Raw genomic sequence first — 21,736 nt, 5'->3', positions numbered from 1 at the left:
GCACCCCGTTCGGGAGGTTTTCCCCAACCCTCCGAATCAAGTGTGATTTGAATCCACTTTTCCCACGCTGTCGAGAGTCAACGAATCGTTAATGCGAAATAAATGTTGTCCCAAGGAAATTCAGACTCGTTTTTGCGTGTTGGGTTGAGTCCGAAACGAGAACGGCGCGCGTGAGAGCGTCATTGCGAGCGCAGCGAAGCAATCCAGCATCTCCGATCCGCAAACAAGGACTGGATTGCTTCGTTGCTTCGCTCCTCGCAATGACGGGGCGAGATTTCTTCACGGATGAGGTGTGGGAGTGAGCGCGATTCGCTAGCGCGCGGGCTCGGCGTGGCTGATGACGCGCTTCACGGATGGAAATGCGCGGCGTAGCGCGCGTTCGATCTCGTCGACCTTCTGGTGAACCGCGATAACGCTCATCGACGGCACTGCGCGGCAGTGAAAATTGACGATCTCGCCGGCGTCAGTGTTGCGTACCCGCACATTGTGGACGTCATGGATCGCGCCGCTCTCGGCCGCGAAGCGCATCAGGGCCTGCTGGATGATCTCGACGCGGCTGGTGGCGGCGTCGGTGCCGTGCGGCAGTTCAGGTTCGAGCGGTTCGATGTGGGTGTCGACTTCGACGTCGGCACCGAATTCGTCGCGGATGGCATGTTCGAGCCCGTGAGCGATGTCGTGGGCCTCATTCAGCGGCATGTCGCCATCGACCTCGAGGTCGATGCTGACCGTCAGTTTCTCTCCGAGGTCGTGCACGGTCACATGATGAATCGCCAGACCCGAATTGCGGGCGATCACCATGATTCGCTCGCGCACGCTTTCGTTGTTGCGCGCCACCGGTACGGCGGTGAACGTCAGATCGGCGTCGTGAAGTGCTGTGGTCACCGCGTCCTGCGCCTTGCGCTTGATGGCATCGATACGGTCGATGGGGTAGGTGCGGGGCACCTGCACCGTCGCATCGACGAAGTGCCGGGCGCCGACCATCCGCACGCGCAGCCGCTCCACATCGACGACGCCGGGAATGGCGCGGATTGCCTCCTCGGCTTTCTCGGACGCGCCTTCGGGCGCGCGATCCAGCAGCGTCTCGATGGTCGATTTGCCGAGCCGCAGCCCCAGAATCGAAATCAGCACGGCGACCGCGATCGCCGCACCGGCATCGCCCCAGCCATAGCCGAATGCCGCGAGGCCAAGGCCGATGATGACGGCGAACGAGCCGAGCACGTCTGAGGCAAAGTGGAGCGCGTCGGCTTCCAGCGCCTGGCTTTTGGTTTCCATCGCCGTGCGATGGAGCGCCCGCGCCCGCCAGAAGTTTACCGCGATGTCCACCACGAGCACGACGAAGGGCAACGCGGTCAGCGTTGGCGGCGCCACGCCTTCGCGCAGGCGGCTATAGGCCTCGACCACGATGCCGCCGGCCAGAATATAGAGAAGGGCGATCACGCCGAGCGCCGAGAGGCTTTCGAGCTTGCCGTGACCGTAATGATGTTCGGCGTCGGCAGGTTTGTCGGACACCCGCACCACGACCCATGTCACGATGGTGGCGATCAGATCGACCGACGAGTGCAGCGCTTCGGAGATCAGCGCGATACTGCCGATGGCGACGCCCACGGCGAATTTGACCGCGGCCATGCTGGCGCTGGCGGCGATCGAAATGGCGGCGACCCGTTGCTTGACTGCGCTCATCGGCTCCTCAATGCGCGGGTCTTGTCACGGCCGTGGAGTGAACGTCAATGCGGGAGTTCGCGATTCAAAATGCGTATCATTCGCAGGAAGCGTAGCCCTCAAAGCTTAAGGACAATCTTGCCGAAATGCCTGTTCGCCGACATGTAGTCCACAGCCTGTGCGATGTCGCCGAACGCGAATACGCGGTCGACCGGTAGCTTTAGTTTGCCGGATTCCACTGCGGACCAAATGTCCTGTTTGACCTTCGCGAAGATGTCGCGAATTTCCTTGATGGAGCGGGTGCGGAAAGTCACGCCGATGTACTGGATGCGGCGTGCGGCATGCAGATCGAAATCGAAATCGCCGTGGGTGCCGCCGAGCCGTCCGACATTGACAATGCGGCCGAGCACTTTGGTCGCCGCCAGATTCTGGTTGGCGAGCTTCCCCGAGACCTGATCGATGATGACATCGACGCCCGCGCCGCCGGTGGCTTTCAGGACCTGATCGACCCACGCCGGATCGTTCGAGTCGATCGCCATGTCCGCACCGTGGGCAGTGAGTTGCGCGCGCCGCGCAGCGTCCGTGGACGATCCGATCACCAGCTTCGCACCCTTGAGCTTGGCGATCTGTTGCGCCATCAACCCGACGCCCGAACTCGCGCCTTGCACCAGCACTGTCTGGCCTGGCTGGAGCGCACCATTGGTGACAACGGCGTTGTGCATGGTGGACAACGCAATCGGCAGCGTGGCGGCCTGCTCGAAACTCATGGGCGCGGGGACAGGAAGCAGGCGGCCATGGTCGGTCATCGTATATTCCGCATAGCCGCCGGGGCCGGAGCCCATCACCCGGTCGCCGATCTTGAGCCCCTTTGCATCGGGGCCGAGTTCAACGATTTCGCCGGCCCACTCCATGCCGAGTACGGTGCCGACACCGCCGGCCGCACCGTGAACATGCCCCTTGATCATGCCCAGATCGGCGCGGTTCATGCCGCAGGTATGGACCCTCACCAGAACCTGCGTGCCCTTCGGCGAGGGCTTCGGCGCATCGGTGATCGCGGCGCCGTTCGCGCCGTAAACGTAAGCCTTCATGTGATTGCTCTCTGAGTTACGCGCGCTGAGGATGGTCTTCAGGGTATAGCAGTACTTTCGCGGCCGCGTAAAATTGGCGTCTGCGACGCTTGTCGAGTGGGCGCCTATGGCCAGCGCGGCGAAATAGCCGATAATGACCCGCATTTTGGTAAGGCGGCGCTCACCAAATTCTGTCACAGCTTCGTTATCGGATTCGCGGCAACGGCCTGCGGATAGCATCCATGCGCGGAGAAATGATGGTCCTGCGGATAGCCTGTCTGGTGGTCATGCTGTTCTCGGTCCTGCCGTTCGCGCAGGCAGAGGATACAACATCAGCGATTCCGCAGCGCGAACTCGTGGTCGGCGTGAAGGATGCGCCGCCGTTTGCCGTGAAGGGCGCCGATGGTGCGTGGTCGGGCCTTAGTGTCGAACTCTGGCGTCAGGTCGCGAAGGCAGCGAAGCTGCAGTATCGCTTCACCGAACTGAAAGACATGCCGGAGCTAATCCAGGAAACGGCCGCTGGAAACCTTGACGTTGCGGTCGGCGCGATCACGGTCACCGTCGATCGTGAGAAGATTCTCGATTTCACGCAGACCTATTATTCGACCGGTACGGGCATCGCCGTTCCAATCGTGAGTGTCATGAACTGGGGCACGTTGCGCCGGGCGATGACGTCGTTCAATTTCCTGCAGGCGATCGTCGCGCTGATCGGACTGACGCTGGGGGCCGGCATTCTCGTATGGCTTCTCGAGCGGCGGCAGAACGAGTATTTCGGCGGAAGCGTCACCAAGGGCATCAGCTCCAGTGTGTGGTGGTCGACATTGGCGATGACGCAGCGATCGTCGGCGGAGAAGGGGCCACAAACCATTCTCGGCCGGTGCGTCGCGACGATCTGGCTGGTCGTCTCGGTGATTACAATTGCCGTATTCACCGCGGGTGTGACATCGGTGCTGACCACATCGCAAATTCAGGGAACGATCACCGGCGTCTCCGATCTGGCAGCCGTTCGCGTCGGTACTGTCAAGGGGACGTCGTCAGAAGGCGATCTCATCAGGCGCAAGCTTAAGTTTCACTCCTACGACACAACGCGCGATGGCCTGACGGCGCTGCGTGCCGGACGCCTCGACGCCTTCGTCTACGACAAGCCGTTGCTGACCTGGGCCATCCGCCAAGGTTATGCGTCACGGCTCAAGGTGCTGGATATTTCCATTGAAGCCCAGAACTATGCATTTGCGGTGCCGCCCGACAGCCCGCTGCGCAAACCGTTGTCGATTGCGATCCTTGCTACGATCCAGAACGAGCAATGGACCGAGGCGCGCATCCGCTACCTCGGAGAGGACTCACTGAGTTCGCCTTGAGGCCAGCCCGGTGCGTTCCGCAGTTACGAGACTATGGAATGGACGTAGCGTTGGCTCAGAACAGTTCGGCCGACGCGACGCGATTCAGAGCCTGAATTTGCTGCGGGGCAGGAGCCTGCTTTGAATTTTCGGCTTCCGCGACGATGTCCCTGAGCTTTCTGTACGCACGCTCCGCGGTATCCACCGGAAGCGGTGCTTCATCGAAGGACTCGATATATCTGTCGGCCATCGCCGCGAGCAACTGGTACAGCGCGCGATGCTCTGAGTCAGAAGCGGAAAGCTGAAGAGTTTTGGTGCGGAAGGCCTTGTAAGTATGAAGGCCGGGATGCTGACCCGAAAGCCAGGTACTGAGTTCACCCAAGATGTTTCTCCCTTGGAGCAAGAGGAAACAACCGTTTCTAATCGTGCGCCGCTATTCCCACAACCCTTGCTCAATCACAGCCGCTTGAGCAGTTCAGTAGACCCAGCCGCTTGTTTCGGCTCTCCACGCAATTGTTTCCGAAAGTTTCAATCGGTGCGCATATGCCGCATGCGCCACCGCCAGTGCAGCCCGGAGCCGATTCCGGCTAGATACGCATAATACGCCCCGCGCCCGCTTTCAGGACACTTCGCGAAATGGACGCAATTTCAGCGAAGCAGTCTCCGGCGACGGATGGTTTGCCGCCCGAACGCAGGCGGTGGGCTGTCCTCGCGATTTTCACTGCGCTGGCGATGGCTGCGCTCGATACTGCGATCGCCAACATTGCGCTTCCGGCGATTGCGGCTGATCTGAATACGACGCCCGCCGACGTGATCTGGGTCGTGAACGTTTACCAGATCGCCATGGTCGCAACCTTGTTGCCGCTGGCGGCTCTCGGAGAGATCGTCGGTCATCAGCGCATCTATCTTTGGGGCTTGCTGCTGTTCACGATTGCCTCGCTGGCCTGCGCACTGGCGTGGTCATTGCCGACGCTGCTGATCGCACGTGTGCTCCAGGGGTTGGGGGCGGCCGGTGTCATGAGCGTCAACACGGCGCTCGTCAGGTTTGTTTACCCGTCGCGTCTTCACGGGCGCGGCTTCGGTAACAACGCGCTGGTGGTGGCAACGGCCTTTACGCTGGGTCCGGCACTCGCATCCGGCATTCTGTCGGTGGCGTCGTGGCCCTGGCTGTTCGCGATCAACATCCCGTTCGGCGTGGCCGCGATGCTGATCGGCATGAAAACCCTGCCGCAGACGCCGCGCGCCGCCCATAGCTTCGACGTTCCCGGCGCGTTGCTGACGTCGATAAGTCTCTGTCTCTTTATTGTCGGAATCGGCAGCGCCGCGCACGGGACGTCTGCTGCCGTTGTCGCCGTCGAGCTTGTGGGGGCCGTCATCTTCGGTGCGTTGCTGATCCGCAGACAGGCCGATCATCCGGCCCCGATGCTGCCGGTTGACCTGTTTCGCAGGCCGATGTTCTCCCTATCGGTCGCCACGGCGGTGTGTTCGTTCGCGGTGCAGGGTCTCGCATTCGTGTCGCTGCCGTTCTACTTCGAGGACGTTCTCCACCGTACCCAGGTCGAGACCGGCTTCTTCATGACGCCATGGTCGGTTGTGGTCGGCATCATGGCGCCGATCGCAGGGCGGCTGTCGAATCGTCATTCTGCCGGGATGCTGGGCGGATTGGGGTTGCTACTGCTCGCGATCGGCATGGCGCTGCTGGCGACGTTGCCGCCATCGCCAAGCGTCCTCGATATCGTCTGGCGCATGGCGATTTGCGGTTGCGGTTTCGGCTTTTTCCAAGCCCCGAACATGAAGGCCATCATGAGCAGCGCGCCGGCCGGGCGCAGCGGCGGGGCCAGCGGCATCGTTGCCACCGCACGCCTGATCGGGCAGACCACAGGTGCGGCGCTGGCCGCGCTGTGTTTCGGGCTCGCCGGGCTCGCCGGGCACGACGGCGCGACGTGGGCGCTTGCGCTGGGCGCGGGGGTCGGTGTGCTCGGCTGCGTTATGAGTTTCCTGCGCCTGACTGTGCGTTGACGCTCCGGATTTTCCGGCCTACCGATTGTCAAAACAATAGTCGTCAGGGAGATGTCAGTGTCCGACCAGCCGGTGCTTCTGAAAGTCGATGGACCGATCGCCAGGATCGTTTTCAACCGTCCCAAAGTCCTGAACGCGCTCAGTGTGGCCGCCGCGGAAGCATTTCTCGCCGCCTGTAAAAGCGTCGCGGCCGATTCAGGAAATCGCGTTGTCATTATCGCAGGGGAGGGCCGCGCCTTCATGGCGGGCGGCGACATCTCCGCTTTCGAGGGATCGGCGGCAGAGGTGCGTATGCGTGTGCCGACGATCATGGAGCCGCTGCATGAAGGCCTCGAAATTCTGGCAGGGCTACCGAGGCCGGTGGTTGCGAGCCTGCAAGGGGCAGTCGCCGGGGCCGGCATGAGCATCGCGCTTTCGACGGATCTCGCAATCGCGGCGGACAACGCGATTTTCACGTTGGCCTATTCGAAACTCGGCACAAGCCCAGACGGATCGTCATCATGGACGCTGCCGCGGCTTGTGGGTTTGCGCAAGGCGATGGAAATTGCATTGCTGTCGGATGTCTATGACGCGCCAGAGGCGCTCCGGCTCGGTCTCGTCAATCGCGTGGTGCCTGCGGCCGATCTGGCCAGTGAAACCGACAAGCTCGCGCGCCGACTTGCCGACGGGCCGACATTTGCTTTCGGCAGGACCAAGGCATTGTTGCGTGGATCGCTGGACAACTCACTGCATGATCAGCTTGCCGCCGAGGCTGCGGGCTTTGGCGCGTGCATTGGGACCGCGGATTTCGCGGAAGGTGTCGGCGCGTTCCTTGGCAAGCGTCAGCCAACCTTCAAAGGCAAGTAACGGCGCAGCGTTTAGCTGGAATTGAGCGAACATCGGAGAATGAATCATGAAAACGAGACTGGCCCCTTACAAAATCGCACCTGACCTCATGAAGGCGATGGGCGCGCTTGAAGCCGCCGTTGCGGGCAGCGGGCTGGAGAAATCCCTGATCGAACTGGTCAAGACCCGTGCCTCGCAGATCAACGGCTGCGCCTTCTGCGTTCACATGCACACCAAGGATGCCCGCGCGCTGGGCGAAACCGAGGAGCGGCTTTACGTGCTGAGCGCCTGGCGTGAGTCGCCGCTCTACACCGATCGCGAACGCGCGGCGCTTGCCTGGACTGAATCCGTGACGCTGGTCTCACAGACCAATGTTCCCGACGATGTCTATGAGCAGGTTCGGGGCAGCTTTTCGGACGAGGAGATCGTCAAGCTCACCATGCTGGTGGCGACCATCAACGCGTGGAACCGTATCGCCGTCAGCTTCAGGTTTATCCATCCGGTGAAGGCGGCGGCTGTTGCCTGACCGCTACACCGCCGGCGATGCCGCCGCCGCAGATTTCTGCGGCGGCCCGATCAGCAGCTTCGTCAGCCAGCGCCGGCTCGGGTTTTCGACGGTGACGTAGGAGATGCGCCCGATCGCAAGCACCAGCAGCGAAATCGCCGTCACCAATAGAAGCTGCGGCATGAGGCCGATGGTCTTCGAGACCTGCGAGATGAGGATCATCCCGACCGCGTAGTGGTAGAGGTAGATCGAGTAGCTGCACTCGCCGATCCAGACCAGCGGGCGAACTTCGAAGATCCGCACCGATGCGGATTTCGTCGCCAATAGCCAGAACAGGGCCAGGAACGACAACGCGGCGGTGCTGGCGACGATCGGGTCGCGCCCGATCATGGCGTAGTTTGTACTGACCCGCGCGATCAGCGCATACATGACGGCGAGCATGATGAGGGCCGCGCGCTTCGTGAGGCGTTCCTTGTACATTTCATAGAACACCGCACCGGCCGCGAACCATGGCATGTAGTCCGGGATGAAAAGCGCGTCGTAGACGCCGTTATATCCCGGCATCGCGCGCCGTAGCAGCGCGCGGGCGATGTAGATAACGAGCGTGAAGATGACAAGGTTGCGCGCCAGCTTCTGCCGCGAGAACAGCCAGAACAGCAACACGGCGATCATATAGAATCTGATCTCGACCACGAGCGACCAGTAGACGCCGGTGACGAATTCAACCTTTGGAAACAGCCCCGACCACAGCGAGGTCGGCGTCAGTGTCAGCGAGGGCAGGAAGTTTGGCCAGAACTGGCGGCGGGTGAGGGCGAACGGTGAATCGGACCAGTTCAGCAAGAAGAAGGTGATGACTGCGGAGACAATCAGCGCCGGCCAGATGCGGACGAAGCGCCGCACCACGAAATCAAGCGCCGATGCCGATGACTCGAGCGTCATCGCGATGACGAAGCCCGAGATGATGAAGAACAGCTCGACGCCCATGTAGCCGTACTTGAAGATCAGGACGTTGCTGAACGTCTCGCCGTAGGGGTATAGCGTCGATTTGTAATAAAATGACTCCAGATGGTAGAAATAGTGGAAGCCCATCACCAGCAGGATGGCGACGCCGCGCAAACCGTCCAGGGCACGGAGTCGGTGGCTTGCCATGGCATGCCCACGTTTGTGATCGATCGCGGGCCGACAGTCAGTCCCGCCTGGTCGATTGTCTTTATGTTCCCTGTTTTGTCAATTTGCGTAAATGCAAAGGTGCTTAGCCCGCCCGCGCGATGTCCTCCGCCGTCCGCACTTCCGGCTGTGACAGCGCGCGAAGGTTCAAGGACTCTCCGCGCATTTGGGAGAGCGATTGTAACGCCCGGTCTCGATCTTCCTCAAGCAGTTTGCCGTGGCTTGCGACCGCCGCGTCCGGGTCTCGGCGCTTGATGGATTCCAGAGTCGACGTCATCAGATCTGTCGCCAGTCGCCTCAGGTCGCGAGTCTGATAGTCGAGCGGTGACTTCCAGATCGTCGTCCAGACCGTTTGATTGGCGAGGTCGGTGAGCAACTCGACCAGAAGTTCGTTGCCCGAGCCGCGTGCGACCGTCTTGACCGCGCGTGTTGTGACTCTGGCGAATGCCATCGGATCACCATTTTCGACCATCGTCTCGAGTTCCGCGCAGCGCCGCGCCAGCGTCTCGACATAGCTTTCGATAGGGGCGGTCGCCATCGCGCGAACTGCCAGTAGCGAAAGCGCCATGCGCACATTGAACAGGTCGGCGATCGATTTCAGTGAGAGCGGCCGCACGTAAGCGCCGCGGCGGGGCAGCAATTCGACGAGACGGCGGCGTTCGAGAATGCGAATGGCCTCGCGGATCGGACCCCGGCTGACGCCAAAGTCCCGTGCAAGGTCGAGTTCGACCAGACGTTCCCCCGCCTTGCGGCGGCCGGCGACAATCTCGGCGCCGAGTTCGTCGGCGACCTGGTCCGGGATCGTTCGCGCCGCGAACTTTCTCTCGAAGTCGTCGTCTCGTGTGGTCATTGGCTTTCGGAGGAGTGCTGCCATGACTTGGTTCTCTATCAATTGGTCCGCATATCGAACCCCTACGTCTATTCTACCGTTAAAAGTCAATTGTTGACAATCGACAAATGATGATCTTTCATGCCTGACGTCACCCTGCAAGGCGAACTCCATCGCATTTGTTCGGGAAAGGAGCCTGTCCGGGGCCGGATCTGACCGACCTGGATGCGAAAGGCCGACGATCGACCCGGCAACAAGACCGGTTAGTTCAGGGAAGGAGCAAGTAATGCAGACGCCGCGTGCGACGTTGATATTTGTGACTCCGGCGGCCGGAAGGACTTGCCGTAACGACCGCACAGCGTACGAGCCTGCTCTGAAATCCCTCTCAATTCATCTCGTCTGATCGCGCGATGGTTAGCGCGACTGATTTGTCCGACCCCACGGTGATGCGTCCGCAATCCGCGTCGCGGCTGCTCGATGTGCGGGGGCTTTCACTCTCCTTCGCAACGATCGAGGGTGAGTTGCCGATCACCAAGAACGTGAGCTTTTCGATCCGGCCGGGCGAGCGGGTCGGGATTGTCGGTGAGAGCGGCTGCGGCAAGACGGTGACGGGCCTTTCGCTGCTGCGCCTGCTGCCGCCGCAATCCGCGCGCGTGAAGGGCGAGATCCTGTTCGAAGGCACGGATCTCGCAGGGTTGTCGCAGCGGCAAATGCGCGCTGTGCGCGGCCGCGATATCGCGATGATCTTTCAGGAGCCGATGAGCGCGCTCGATCCCGTCTTCACTGTCGGAGACCAGATCAGCGAAGCCTATCGGGCGCATTTCCCGGCCAGTCGCGCCGAAGGGCGCGAGCGGGCCATTGCCGCGCTTGCGGAAGTCGGCATTCCCGCGCCGGAGCGCCGCTGCGACGAATATCCGCACCAGTTGTCCGGGGGCATGCGCCAGCGCGTGATGATCGCGATGGCGCTAATCTGCAAGCCGAAGCTGCTGATTGCGGACGAGCCGACGACGGCGCTCGACGTCACGGTGCAGGCGCAGATCACCGACCTTCTGCGCTCGCTGAGTGAGCGAACCGGGACCGCGCTCATTTTCATTACACACGATCTCGGCGTGGTGGCTGAAGTCTGCACGCGCATGATCACCATGTATGCCGGCGAGGTTGTCGAAGACGCGCCAGTCGACGACGCGCTGCTAAGGCCGCGCCATCCCTATACATCGGGACTTCTGCGTTCGTTGCCGGGCCTCAGTCAGCGCCGCGGCGTGCTGCCGTCGATTCCGGGCCGTGTCCCGTCGCCGACGGGCATGCCTGCTGGTTGCCGCTTTCGTCCGCGTTGCATGCACGCGGCAGACGGCTGCGAGCGCGAGCAGCCGATGATCGAGGTGGAGCCGGGCCGTTTGGCGCGTTGCTGGCGCGCGTCCGATCTCACTCTGCCGGGAGCGGTGAACTGATGGCCGAGACCAATTCCGCAGTGAAAGACATTCTGGCGGTGCGTGATCTGCGCATCCTTTTCCCGACGCGTGATGGCCGCGACACCGTGAAGGCGATCGACGGAATGGACTTTGACGTCCGCGCCGGAGAAACCTTCGGCGTGATCGGTGAATCCGGTTCAGGCAAGACGACACTGGGCCGTGCGCTGGTATCGCTGATTACGCCAACGCACGGACACATCCTGCACAACGGCACTGATCCTGAATCGCTCAGCACCAGCCAATTCAGGAAGCACCGGCGCGATTATCAGATCATCTTCCAGGACCCCAATGCGGCGCTCAATCCGCGGATGACGATCATCGATAGCGTGATCGAACCGATGGAAGTGATGCGGGAGGGCAACGACGCATCGCGCCGCAAGCGCGGGGTCGCGGCACTGGAGCGGGTAGGGCTCTCGCCCGAAACCGCCGGCCGATATCCGCACCAGCTCTCGGGCGGCCAGAAGCAGCGGGTCAACATCGCTCGGGTTTTGACACTGCGCCCCAAGGTTATCGTCTGCGATGAGGTCGTGGCCGCGCTCGATGTTTCGATCCGAGGCGACGTGCTCAATCTCTTCACCGATCTGCAGCGTGAATTCGGGTTGACCTACGTTTTCATCACGCACGATATTTCCGTCGTCTCCCATGTCTCCGACCGCGTCGCCGTGACCTATCTCGGCAAGCTGATGGAGCTTGGCCCGACGGAAGACGTGATCGAACACCCGCTTCATCCCTATACACGGGCGCTTCTGTCGGCGGAGCCTGTTCCTCTGCCGTCCAGCATGCGCGTTGATAAGCGGATCATTCTCCAGGGCGAAATCCCAAGTCCGGTGGCTCCGCCGTCAGGCTGCCGGTTTCGCACCCGCTGTCCCTCGGTCCAGCCGCGCTGTGCGGCGGAAGTGCCTGCCTGGCGGGAACTGAAGCCCGGACATTCGGTCGCCTGTCATTTCGCTACCGCGGAAGGGCCGCCGCCTGACAATCAAAATGCGCCAGTTGCGCAATAACAACGGGAGGAAAAAGGAATGAAGAAGTTCGATCACATGACAGGCGCATTGCACCGTCGCGAGATGCTGGCACTGATGGGCGGCGCCGCTGCCGCAGGAACCTTCGGGCTCCCGGCGTTTGCTCAGGACCAAAAGAAGGGCGGCATTCTAAAGATTGCGGCTCCGGCCAACCCGTCCTCACTCGATCCGGCCACGGGCGGCGCGGGCTCCGATCACAGCATTCTCTGGACCATGTACGACACGCTAGTCGAGTGGGACTACGAGACACTCAAGCCGAATCCCGGTCTTGCCAAATGGTCGTACCCTGACCCCAAGACCCTGGTGTTCGACATCCAGAGCGGCATCAAGTTTCACGATGGCACGCCGCTCGACGCGGAAGCCGTCAAGTTCAATATCGATCGCGGCCGCCAGGATCAGCGCTCGAACGTGAAGGCGGATCTTACCAGCATCGAGGCGGTCGAAGTCACCGGTCCGCTGCAGGTGACCCTGAAGCTGAAGAATGCGGACAGTGCATTGCCCGCAATCTTTTCCGACCGCGCCGGCATGATGGTGTCTCCGACCAACATCAAGGCGCTCGGCAATGACACCGACCGCAAGCCTGTCGGAGCGGGACCGTGGAAGTTCGTGCGGTGGGCCGACAACGAAATCATCGTCGTGACCCGCAATGAAAATTACTGGCGTCCCGGACGCCCATACCTGGACGGCATCGAGTTCAACATCATTCCGGAACTTGCGACCGCATTGCGCTCGGTGGTTGCAGGCCAGAATGACATGTCGTTCGCGCTGCCCGCGCGCCTGAAGCCGGTGATCGATCGCGCGAAGAACCTCACGACGGTGATGTCGCCGACGCTGTACTGTATTCAGATCTACTTCAATCACGCCCGCGCGCCGCTCGACAACGTCAAGGTCCGGCAAGCCATCAACTTCGCGCTGGATCGCGAAGCGTTCGTTAAGGCGACGATGGGTGGCCTCGGCGAACCGGCAAAAATGACGTTACCCAGCACCCACTGGGCCTTTGACAAGTCCATTGCCAGTCTTTATCCGCACGACCCGGACAAGGCGCGCAAGCTGCTGGCGGAGGCAGGCTTCAAGGATGGCCTTGAGTTGACCATCGGCGGTTACATGGATCAGGACTCGGTCCGTCGCGGCGAAGTGATTCAGGATCAGCTCGGCAAAGCCGGAATTCGGCTTAAATTCTCGCGGGGCACGATCGCGGAAATCAGTTCGCAGTTCTTCGCCACTGAAAAGAAGTTCGATCTTTTGGTGTCCGCATGGACGGGGCGGCCGGATCCGAGCATGACCTATGCGCTCGGTTTCGATAAGGGCGCTTACTACAACGCCGGTCGTCTCGCGGCTCCCGAACTGTCCACGCTGATTCAGGAAAGCCGCGAAAGCGAAGACCTGACCAAACGCGCCGCCGTGTTCGCGAAGATCCAGCGCTTCACGATGGAGAACGCGCTGTCCGCTCCGCTCGCGTTCCAGTTCGAGATCGACGCGCTCTCCGAGAAGGTGAAGGGCTTCAAGCCGAACCTGCTCGGCAAGCCGAAGTTCGAAAACATCTCGCTGGGATAATACCCACACCGGCGCCGCAGCGATGAGCGCGGCGCCGGTCATCGACCATCGAAGGCCTGGTTCCGTCATGATCACCGCCGCCAAACTCAGCATCATCGGCCGCCGTCTGCTCCAGACGTTGCCGGTGATCGTGTTGTCGACCTTCATCGTTTTCGGCTTGCTCAAACTGGTGCCGGGCGATGTCGCCGTGACGCTGGCGGGCGACAATGCGTCGGAGCAGCGGATCACGGAAATCCGTGAAATCTACGGTCTCGACCGGCCATTCTTCGTTCAGTACGGGACCTGGCTCTGGAAAGCCGCACATGGCGATCTATCGAACTCGCTGGTTTCGAGCGAAGCGGTTCTTACATCGATCAAGCGATGCCTTCCGCACACGCTGTTGATCGTGAGTCTGGCGTTGTTGCTGGCGCTGATCATCGGAATCCCGCTCGGTATTGCAGCGGCAAGCAGGCCGAGCTCATGGGTCGACAGCTTCGTCATGGCCGTTGCTTCGCTTGGCGTGGCGGTGCCGAATTTCTGGCTCGGCATGCTGTTGGTGGCATTTTTTGCGCTTGAGATGAATTGGCTACCGGCCACCGGGGCAGTGGCCTTCGCGCAGGACCCATGGGGCGCGTTACGGCACGCACTTCTGCCTGCGGTGGCGTTGGCGTCGGGCGGTATAGCGGAGGTCGCCCGGCAGTTGCGATCGTCGCTGGTCGAAATCCTGTCATCGCAGCAGGTGCGAACGCTGCACGCCAAGGGTTTGCCGCCGTCCTCGATCCTGTGGCGGCACGGACTAAAAAACGTCAGCGTCAATCTTCTGACGGTGGTGAGCCTGCTTGCCAACCGCATGCTGGCGGCCACGGTGGTCGTGGAAGCCGTGTTCGCTATTCCGGGCATGGGCAGCCTGATCGTCAACGCCGCCATGAACCGGGATTTTCCGGTGGTGCAGGGCGTGGTGTTCGCCATGGTGCTGATTGTGGTTGGCCTCAACCTGCTGACCGACATTCTCTACAGTGTTCTCGATCCGAGGATTTCCTGAGATGGCGGACACAGTCGTTACCTCGGAACGCAAGCCGAGCTGGTTCGCCGGTTTCGGCCGCTGGTTCCGATCCGATCTGCGTGGCGCGCTGAGCCTTTCGTTCCTCGTCGCTCTCATTGTGATTTCGATTCTGGGGCCGTGGATTTCGCCTTACCCGCCGACGATGCAGGATCTCGATGCAGCGCTGTCGCCGATGACCGCAAAGCACTGGCTTGGCGCTGATGATCTTGGGCGCGATACGCTGAGCCGATTGATCTACGGCGGCATGGCGTCGCTCTATGCGAGCTTTCTGGCAGTCGCCATCGCGGTGGCGATCGGTGTTCCGGTTGGTGTGTTGGCCGGTTATCTCGGCGGCTGGGTCGATGAAGCGATCAGCCGTGTCGTCGACAGCTTCCTGTCGTTCCCGGCCATCGTGCTGGCAATCGCGGTCACGGGCGCGCTGGGTATCGGCCTGACCAACGGCATGATTTCAGTCGGCATCGTCTTCGCCCCGCAACTGGCGCGGCTGGTTCGCGCGCGAACGCTGGTGGTGCGCAACGAGCTTTATGTCGATGCGGCGCGATGCTTCGGTGTGTCCACCGGCCGCATTCTGTGGCGTCACGTTCTGCCGAACGCGATCCAGCCGGTGATCGTGCAGGTGACGCTGCTGCTGGCAGCCGCGTTGCTCGCGGAAGCGAGCCTCAGCTTCCTCGGTCTCGGCATCCAGCCGCCGGATCCGAGTTGGGGCGCGATGCTGGCGCGCGCTTACCAGAACATGGAGATCGCGCCCGAGCAGATGTATCCGCCGGGACTGGCGATCCTGTTCACGGCGCTTGCCTTCAACACACTGGGCGAGTCGATGCGGGTTGCGCTGGATCCGACCATGAAACGCCGCTGACATTTGGTTTTAAGAACAAGAAGGAAAACAGACATGGCCGCGGGCATTACTGAAAGGGACTATCTGGAGCAGCTTCATGCCTTGTGGGACAAGGCTTGGCCGAAAGGCATTTCGCGGACACCGTATTACCCGCACGGCGAAGTCGCACTGACCGAGTATCTGCGCGCTTGGGCGAAGCAGCGGCCGCAGCGCCCCGCGGTGATTTTCTATGGCCATGTGACGACCTACGCCGATCTCGATCAGCAGAGCGATCGCTTCGCGGCGCTGCTTCAGGCCAAGGGCGTGCGCAAGGGCGATCGCGTCGCGGTGTTCCTGCCGAACTGCCCGCAGTTTCACATCGTGTTCTTCGGCATCCTGAAGCTCGGTGCGATCCATGTGCCAGTCAGTCCGCTGTCGCGCGCGTTCGAGCTTGCCTATGAACTGAACGACACCGATGCCGAGGTGATTGTTGCGCTGGACCAGCTTGCGGCAACGGTTGAACAGGTGCGTGGCGAGACCAAGCTGCGCGAGGTCATTGTGACCAGCTTCGCAGATGTGCTTCCCGCAAAGCCCTCGATCCCGGTTCCGGATTCGATCACCGGGCCGCGCCTCGCAGTTCCGGGCGCAACCGACCTGCTGCCGGCGCTGGTGGCGATGCCTGCGCCGATGCCCCTGCCGCCCGCCGGCCTCGATGATGTCGCGGCGCTCAATTACACCGGCGGCACCACGGGCATGCCGAAAGGCTGCGTTCACACGCAGCGCGACATGGTCTACACCGCCGCCGCCAATCAGGGCATCTCGGTCACGTCGAGCGAAGACAGCATCTTCCTGTCGTTCTTCCCTGAATTCTGGATCGCGGGCGAAAACTTCGGCCTGATCTTTCCACTATTCACCGGCGCGACGCTGGTATTGCTGGCGCGCTGGGATGCGGTCAGCACGCTTGCCGCGATCGACAAGTACAAGGTGAACATCACGGCGATGCCGGTTGATGGCGCCGTCGAACTGATGGATCATCCGCGCTTCAAGGACTTCGACCTGTCGTCGCTGACGCAGGTGCGCGTGGTCTCCTTCGTCAAGAAGCTCAATCCGGATTACCGCAAGCGCTGGAAGGATCTTACCGGAACGATCCTGACAGAGGCGGCGTATGGGATGACTGAAACGCATACGTCCAACACCTTCACCGCCGGTTTTCAGGGCGATGATTTCGATCTGATCTCGCAGCCGATTTTCGTCGGGCTTCCGGTGCCGGGTGCGGAATTCAAGATCACCCACTTCCAGACCGGCGAACTTGTCCCGTTTGGAGGCGAGGGCGAAATTCGTGTTCGCACCCCGTCGCTTCTGAAAAGCTACTGGAACAAGCCTGAAGCGACGGCGGAATCGCTGGTCGATGGCTGGCTTCGTACCGGCGATATCGGATGCATTGATATCGATGGCTTCATTCACTTCCTCGGCCGCCGCAAGGAGATGCTGAAGGTCAAGGGCATGAGTGTGTTTCCGCCGGAGATCGAAGCGCTGCTCGGACAGCATCCGGCCGTTCTTGGATCCGGTGTTGTCGGACGCGAGGATCCTGACAAGGGGCAGGTGCCGGTGGCGTTCATTCAACTCAAGCCTGAGGTGATCGGAACGGTCAAGCCGGAGGACATTCGCGCGTGGTGTGCCGAGCGGATGGCCGTCTACAAGGTACCGGAAGTCAGGATCATCGAGGCGCTGCCGATGACGGCGACCGGCAAGGTCAAGAAGCAGGAACTGGACGTGTCAACGCCCGCCGCGTCCTGAACTGATCGCTGAATTTTCTTTCGGCGCGGCGTCACAGCGACCCGGGCCGGATAGACGTTGTTCCCTGACGGAGAGTGTTATGTCCTTTCGCAAGTTGCTGATCGCCAACCGCGGCGAGATCGCCATTCGTATCGCGCGCGCCGCCGCGGACGCGGGCCTCACCACGGTCGCGATCTATCCGGCTGACGACGCGTTGTCGCTTCACGTGCGCGCCGCGGACAAGGCCTGCGAAATTCCGGGAAGAGGCGCGCGGGCCTATCTCGATATTGAAAGCGTAATCTCGGCGGCAAAATCCACTGGATGCGACGCGTTGCATCCGGGTTACGGCTTTCTCAGTGAGAACGCTGTGCTTGCGCGGCGATGCGCGGAGGAGGGGATCGTCTTCGTCGGTCCGTCGCCCGCTGCGCTCGAACTGTTCGGAGACAAGGTCGCGGCGAAGGCGCTCGCAAAGCGCTGTAACGTCCCTGTGATCGAGGGCACTGTCGGTCCGACCACGCTGGATGAGGCGAAAACCTTCTTCGCTTCGCTTGGCAAGAGCGGCGCGGTCATGGTCAAGGCGATGGCCGGTGGCGGCGGCCGCGGCATGCGCGCCGTCGAGAATGCATCCGATCTGGCGGAAGCCTATGCGCGCTGCCAGTCCGAGGCGAAGGCGGCGTTTGGCAGCGATGGTGTCTACGTCGAGCGGCTCATCCGCAAGGCGCGGCATATCGAGGTGCAGATCATCGGTGACCGGCATGGTGCAATCAGTCATTTGTGGGAGCGCGAGTGCACGATCCAGCGCCGCAATCAAAAGCTAATCGAGGTCGCACCAAGTCCCTCCCTGAGCGACGGCCTTCGCGCGCGTATCCTCGATGCGGCGAGGCAACTGGCTGCCGCCGCCAACTATGACAGCCTTGGCACCTTCGAATTTCTGGTGGATGGCGAAGCTGGAGAGGGCGAGGGCGCCTTTGCTTTCATCGAAGCCAACCCGCGGCTTCAGGTTGAGCACACCGTTACGGAGGAAGTGCTCGGCGTTGATCTCGTGAAGTCGCAGCTGGCGGTCGCTGATGGTGTAACGCTGGATTCGCTCGGATTGGCGCAATCCGCCGTTCCCGCACCTCGCGGCTATGCGATGCAATTGCGCATCAACATGGAAGTCATGGACGAGAACGGCGCGACGAAACCGACCGGCGGCGTGCTGGCGGTGTTCGAGCCGCCGTCCGGCCCCGGGGTCCGCGTCGATACGTTCGGCTACGCGGGCTACAAGACCAGCGCGGCCTTCGACTCGCTGCTGGCCAAGGTGATTGTCCATGCGCCGTCCGCGCGCTGGCCGGATGTTGTAACGAAAGCAGCGCGCACATTGCGCGAATTCCGCATCGACGGCGTCGCCACAAACGTTCCCTTCATGCAGGCCATGTTGGCGAACCCGGATTTCATCGCCAACAAGATCAGTACGAATTTCGTCGATACCAATGTTGCTGCGCTGGTTGGTGCTGCCCGGGAAACAGCGCCACCGCTGTTTTTCTCCCCCAGCAGTGTTGGTGCGGACGCCGCCGTCTCAACGAAGAAGGATACTGTAGGGGTAGCGCCCGCTGGCTCGGTGCCGGTATCGGCGCCACTGCAGGGCACGGTGGTCGCAATTCCCGTGGCCGAGGGCGACGTGGTTCATCCCGGACAGCAGCTTGCGATCATTGAATCGATGAAGATGGAGCATCTGGTCACCGCGCAGCAGGGCGGCAAAGTCACCAGGATCGCGGTGACTGACGGCACCACGCTGATGCAGGGTGAGGCCATTCTCTACATTGAGCCGGTGGAGATGGACGAGCGCGTGGCCGTGGAGGAGGCGGAGATTGATCTCGACTACATTCGCCCCGACCTCGCCGAGATGATTGCGCGTCAGGGCAACACGCTCGACGAAAACCGTCCTCAGTCGGTGGAACGCCGCCGCAAGACCAATCAAAGGACGGCGCGGGAGAATATCGCGCAGCTGGTCGATGAGGGATCGTTCATGGAATATGGCTCGCTGGCGATTGCCGGCCAGCGCCGTCGGCGAGCGCTCGATGATCTCATCAAGAACACGCCGGCGGACGGTCTCGTTGCCGGTGTCGCGACGGTGAATGCCGCCAAGCTCGGCGAGCAGGATGCCCGCTGTATGGTGATCTCGTACGATTACACCGTGCTGGCTGGCACCCAGGGCCATATGAACCACAAGAAGATCGACCGGATGCTGGCGCTCGCCGAGCAATGGCGCATGCCGCTGGTGTTCTATGCCGAAGGCGGCGGCGGGCGGCCGGGTGATACCGACCGGCTCGGCATGACCGGCCTCGACGGACCGTCCTTTGTACAGTTCGCGCGGCTTTCGGGACACGTGCCCGTGGTTGGCGTGGTCTCGGGCTATTGTTTCGCCGGTAACGCCGCGATGCTCGGCTGTTGTGACGTTATCATCGCCACCGAGAATGCCTCAATCGGTATGGGTGGTCCGGCGATGATCGAAGGCGGGGGGCTCGGAGTCTATCATCCCGCCGAAGTCGGGCCGGTATCGTTCCAGTCGCCAAATGGCGTTGTCGATATTCTGGTCAAGGACGAGGAAGAGGCGACCACCGCCGCGCAGAAGTATCTGTCTTATTTCCAGGGTGCGCTTGCCGATTGGAGAGCGCCGGAGCAGCGCCTGCTGCGCCGTGCGATCCCCGAGAACCGGCTACGCGTCTACGACATCCGCTCTGTGATCGACTTGATCGCCGACGAGGGATCCGTTCTCGAGATCCGGCGTGATTTTGGCGTCGGCATGATCACGGCGTTCATTCGCGTCGAGGGCAAGCCCTTCGGACTGATCGCGAACAATCCGAAGCATCTGGGCGGTGCGATCGACGCCGACGCGGGCGACAAGGCCGCGCGCTTCCTGCAGCTTTGCGATGCATTCGACATTCCGATCGTGTCGTTGTGCGACACGCCGGGATTCATGGTGGGGCCTGAAGCAGAAAAGACCGCGATCGTGCGTCACGTCGCCCGCATGTTCGTGACCGGCGCAAGCATCACGGTGCCGATGTTCGGCATCGTGCTCCGCAAGGGCTACGGGCTCGGCGCGCAGTCGATGATCGGCGGTGGTTTCCATGCGTCGTTCTTCACGGCAGCGTGGCCGACCGGCGAGTTCGGAGGGATGGGACTGGAAGGTTACGTCCGGCTCGGATTCCGGAAAGAAATGGAAGCGATCCCTGATCCGGCCGAAAGGGAGAAGTACTACAAGGCGAAGGTCGCCGAGCTGTATGCCAACGGCAAGGCCACCTCGATCGCGTCAGTGTTTGAAATCGACAACGTAATTGATCCTGCCGAAACGCGAAGCTGGATCATGGCGGGGCTTCGTTCTGTACCAAAGCCAGCGCCGCGGGAGCACCGCAAGCGCCCGTGCATCGATACCTGGTAAGAGGCAAGATTTCCGGCAAACGATTTCGATAGACCAGGAAGACGGACAGCTAATGAGGTCCGTCGTCCGTACCCAATCGCTTCTGCTCGTTCGATCTTTCAAAAAAGTCCTTGGTCAACACAGCGACCTCGGTTCTGTTCCTTGCCCGAAGCTTTCTCATGATGTGGCGCAGGTGAACCTTAACGGTATGTTCGCTCATGCCTAGTTCATAAGCGATCTGCTTGTTTGCCATCCCCTGACACAGCGCCTCGACGACCATCATTTGTCGCTCGGTCAGGAGATCGCCCGTCCTTGCCGCAACTTCTTGTTTGCTGCGATCCATCGCCAGGCTGCTCACAGGCACGAAGGTGCCGCCAGCTTCAACCAGCCGCACGGCCTCTACGGCGACATTGAACGACAGACTTGTCGGGATGTATCCGCGCGCTCCGCCTTTAAGAGCGCGCACGACATAATTCACGTCGTCGATATCCGACACAATGACAACAGGCGTATCTATCGCGGTGGCTTCAAGAAACTGGAGATCGGTGACGCTCGACGCGTCGTTGCCATCGACGAAGTACACGACAATGGAAGGGTGTACGGCGCTCTCCACCGGCGAGGCCCTCCATGTGTAGATATTGGCGAACGCCATGATGTCATGGCTTTCGTATGAAATCTCCAGGCAGCGAACAAAGCAATCACGGAAAAAAGCACGCGGATGAATTACAACGAGCCCTGGCCGTTTTGGGGTGGCGAGCGGGTCATCAGTTCTCGCGGTTCCATTGATGCGCGTTACCTCATTGGCTCTCGTCGGGATCTTGATATTGACGCGGTGCTGCGCCGAGGGATGGTTGTTCTGGGCATTCATCCCGCGCGGGTTCGAACAATTTTCCCGCGTACTGAGACGGAGTTCGTCAGACAAGATCTGCGAGGGGTGGCGAGGGCTGTTCAGTGCAGGTTGATTCGATACGGAGAATTGCGGGCGTCCGGCGGGAGGATCGCTACTACCTTTATCAATGTGATCAGATGCAATTTCACTGTGAGGCAATCGCTCTGGAAAACGATCAAAACTTTTTTGCCCTCGTCGCAATGAATGCGAATAACCGGTGATACTCATGACACACCTTTACTCGTAATATTCCGTACTAGAGAGATTCTCCGTGACTCTGCTGGCTTCGCTGTTGGCTCTGCTTAATTCGTAATTTTCTGCTCAAATAATTCATCCAACTTTAGGGCACCCTGCGTTTATTGCAA

At 61.2% G+C, this 21,736-nt stretch carries 17 protein-coding genes; 11 read left to right on the top strand and 6 right to left on the bottom strand.

Going from position 1 to position 21,736, the window contains the following annotated elements; all coding sequences use genetic code 11:
* Positions 1-312: 312 nt before the first annotated feature.
* Together BN32_RS08860 and BN32_RS08855 are read right to left on the bottom strand one after the other, a co-directional pair.
* A complete protein-coding gene (locus BN32_RS08860; protein WP_019197804.1) occupies positions 313-1,680 on the bottom strand; it encodes a cation diffusion facilitator family transporter in 1,368 nt (455 codons plus the stop codon).
* Positions 1,681-1,778: 98 nt separating this feature from the next.
* On the bottom strand, positions 1,779-2,747 hold the full coding sequence (locus tag BN32_RS08855; protein ID WP_040426183.1) for a zinc-binding dehydrogenase: 969 nt from the start codon (positions 2,745-2,747) through the stop codon (positions 1,779-1,781).
* 221 nt (positions 2,748-2,968) lie between these two features.
* On the opposite strand from BN32_RS08855, the gene BN32_RS08850 reads away from it, so the two are divergent.
* On the top strand, positions 2,969-4,084 hold the full coding sequence (locus BN32_RS08850; RefSeq protein WP_019197802.1) for a substrate-binding periplasmic protein: 1,116 nt from the start codon (positions 2,969-2,971) through the stop codon (positions 4,082-4,084).
* A 55-nt stretch (positions 4,085-4,139) separates the two neighbouring features.
* On the opposite strand, the gene BN32_RS08845 is transcribed toward BN32_RS08850, so the two are convergent.
* Positions 4,140-4,445 carry a hypothetical protein gene (locus tag BN32_RS08845; protein WP_019197801.1) on the bottom strand — a complete coding sequence of 102 codons (306 nt, stop codon included), beginning with the start codon at positions 4,443-4,445 and terminating at the stop codon, positions 4,140-4,142.
* Positions 4,446-4,699: 254 nt separating this feature from the next.
* On the opposite strand from BN32_RS08845, the gene BN32_RS08840 reads away from it, so the two are divergent.
* Genes BN32_RS08840 through BN32_RS08830 form a run of 3 tightly spaced genes read left to right on the top strand, consistent with a single transcriptional unit; the run spans position 4,700 to position 7,433 of the window.
* Positions 4,700-6,082 (top strand): MFS transporter, encoded by a 1,383-nt coding sequence (locus BN32_RS08840; protein ID WP_019197800.1) that lies wholly within the window; start codon positions 4,700-4,702, stop codon positions 6,080-6,082.
* Between the two features lie 57 nt (positions 6,083-6,139).
* Entirely contained in the window at positions 6,140-6,928 is a 789-nt protein-coding gene (locus tag BN32_RS08835) for an enoyl-CoA hydratase-related protein (protein ID WP_040426179.1), read from the top strand.
* Between the two features lie 46 nt (positions 6,929-6,974).
* Positions 6,975-7,433 carry a carboxymuconolactone decarboxylase family protein gene (locus BN32_RS08830; protein WP_040425591.1) on the top strand — a complete coding sequence of 153 codons (459 nt, stop codon included), beginning with the start codon at positions 6,975-6,977 and terminating at the stop codon, positions 7,431-7,433.
* 3 nt (positions 7,434-7,436) lie between these two features.
* On the opposite strand, the gene BN32_RS08825 is transcribed toward BN32_RS08830, so the two are convergent.
* Together BN32_RS08825 and BN32_RS08820 are read right to left on the bottom strand one after the other, a co-directional pair.
* Positions 7,437-8,561: an acyltransferase family protein gene (locus BN32_RS08825; RefSeq protein ID WP_019197797.1), complete on the bottom strand. Its 1,125-nt coding sequence runs from the start codon at positions 8,559-8,561 to the stop codon at positions 7,437-7,439.
* Positions 8,562-8,664: 103 nt separating this feature from the next.
* Positions 8,665-9,429 carry a GntR family transcriptional regulator gene (locus BN32_RS08820; protein ID WP_019197796.1) on the bottom strand — a complete coding sequence of 255 codons (765 nt, stop codon included), beginning with the start codon at positions 9,427-9,429 and terminating at the stop codon, positions 8,665-8,667.
* A 389-nt stretch (positions 9,430-9,818) separates the two neighbouring features.
* Here BN32_RS08820 and BN32_RS08815 point away from each other — a divergent pair, with 389 nt between their 5' ends.
* The 7 genes from BN32_RS08815 (at position 9,819) to BN32_RS08785 (ending at position 20,503) form a co-directional block, all read left to right on the top strand.
* The gene (locus tag BN32_RS08815) at positions 9,819-10,856 is read left to right on the top strand and encodes an ABC transporter ATP-binding protein (protein WP_019197795.1); all 1,038 of its coding nucleotides are present in this window, start codon (positions 9,819-9,821) and stop codon (positions 10,854-10,856) included.
* Positions 10,856-11,878, top strand: a complete 1,023-nt coding sequence (locus BN32_RS08810) for an ABC transporter ATP-binding protein (protein WP_019197794.1) — start codon at positions 10,856-10,858, stop codon at positions 11,876-11,878. Before BN32_RS08815 ends, BN32_RS08810 begins: the two co-directional genes overlap by 1 nt.
* An 18-nt stretch (positions 11,879-11,896) precedes the next feature.
* Complete coding sequence (locus tag BN32_RS08805; RefSeq protein WP_019197793.1) at positions 11,897-13,450, top strand: ABC transporter substrate-binding protein; 1,554 nt, start codon at positions 11,897-11,899, stop codon at positions 13,448-13,450.
* 67 nt (positions 13,451-13,517) lie between these two features.
* Complete coding sequence (locus BN32_RS08800) at positions 13,518-14,471, top strand: ABC transporter permease (protein WP_040426177.1); 954 nt, start codon at positions 13,518-13,520, stop codon at positions 14,469-14,471.
* A gap of 1 nt (position 14,472) precedes the next feature.
* A complete protein-coding gene (locus BN32_RS08795) occupies positions 14,473-15,348 on the top strand; it encodes an ABC transporter permease (protein WP_019197791.1) in 876 nt (291 codons plus the stop codon).
* Positions 15,349-15,381: 33 nt separating this feature from the next.
* Entirely contained in the window at positions 15,382-17,103 is a 1,722-nt protein-coding gene (locus BN32_RS08790) for an AMP-binding protein (RefSeq protein WP_019197790.1), read from the top strand.
* 79 nt (positions 17,104-17,182) lie between these two features.
* Positions 17,183-20,503 carry a carboxyl transferase domain-containing protein gene (locus BN32_RS08785; RefSeq protein WP_019197789.1) on the top strand — a complete coding sequence of 1,107 codons (3,321 nt, stop codon included), beginning with the start codon at positions 17,183-17,185 and terminating at the stop codon, positions 20,501-20,503.
* Positions 20,504-20,552: 49 nt separating this feature from the next.
* Here the strand turns inward: BN32_RS08785 and BN32_RS08780 are convergent, their stop codons facing one another.
* Positions 20,553-21,599, bottom strand: coding sequence for a LuxR C-terminal-related transcriptional regulator (locus BN32_RS08780; protein ID WP_040425590.1), 1,047 nt, complete (start codon positions 21,597-21,599; stop codon positions 20,553-20,555).
* Positions 21,600-21,736 lie beyond the last annotated feature (137 nt).

Source organism: Afipia birgiae 34632 (assembly GCF_000308295.2).
GTDB lineage: Bacteria > Pseudomonadota > Alphaproteobacteria > Rhizobiales > Xanthobacteraceae > Afipia > Afipia birgiae.
Note: the sequence above shows the minus strand (reverse complement) of the source record. Positions and strands in the feature narration are given on the sequence as shown.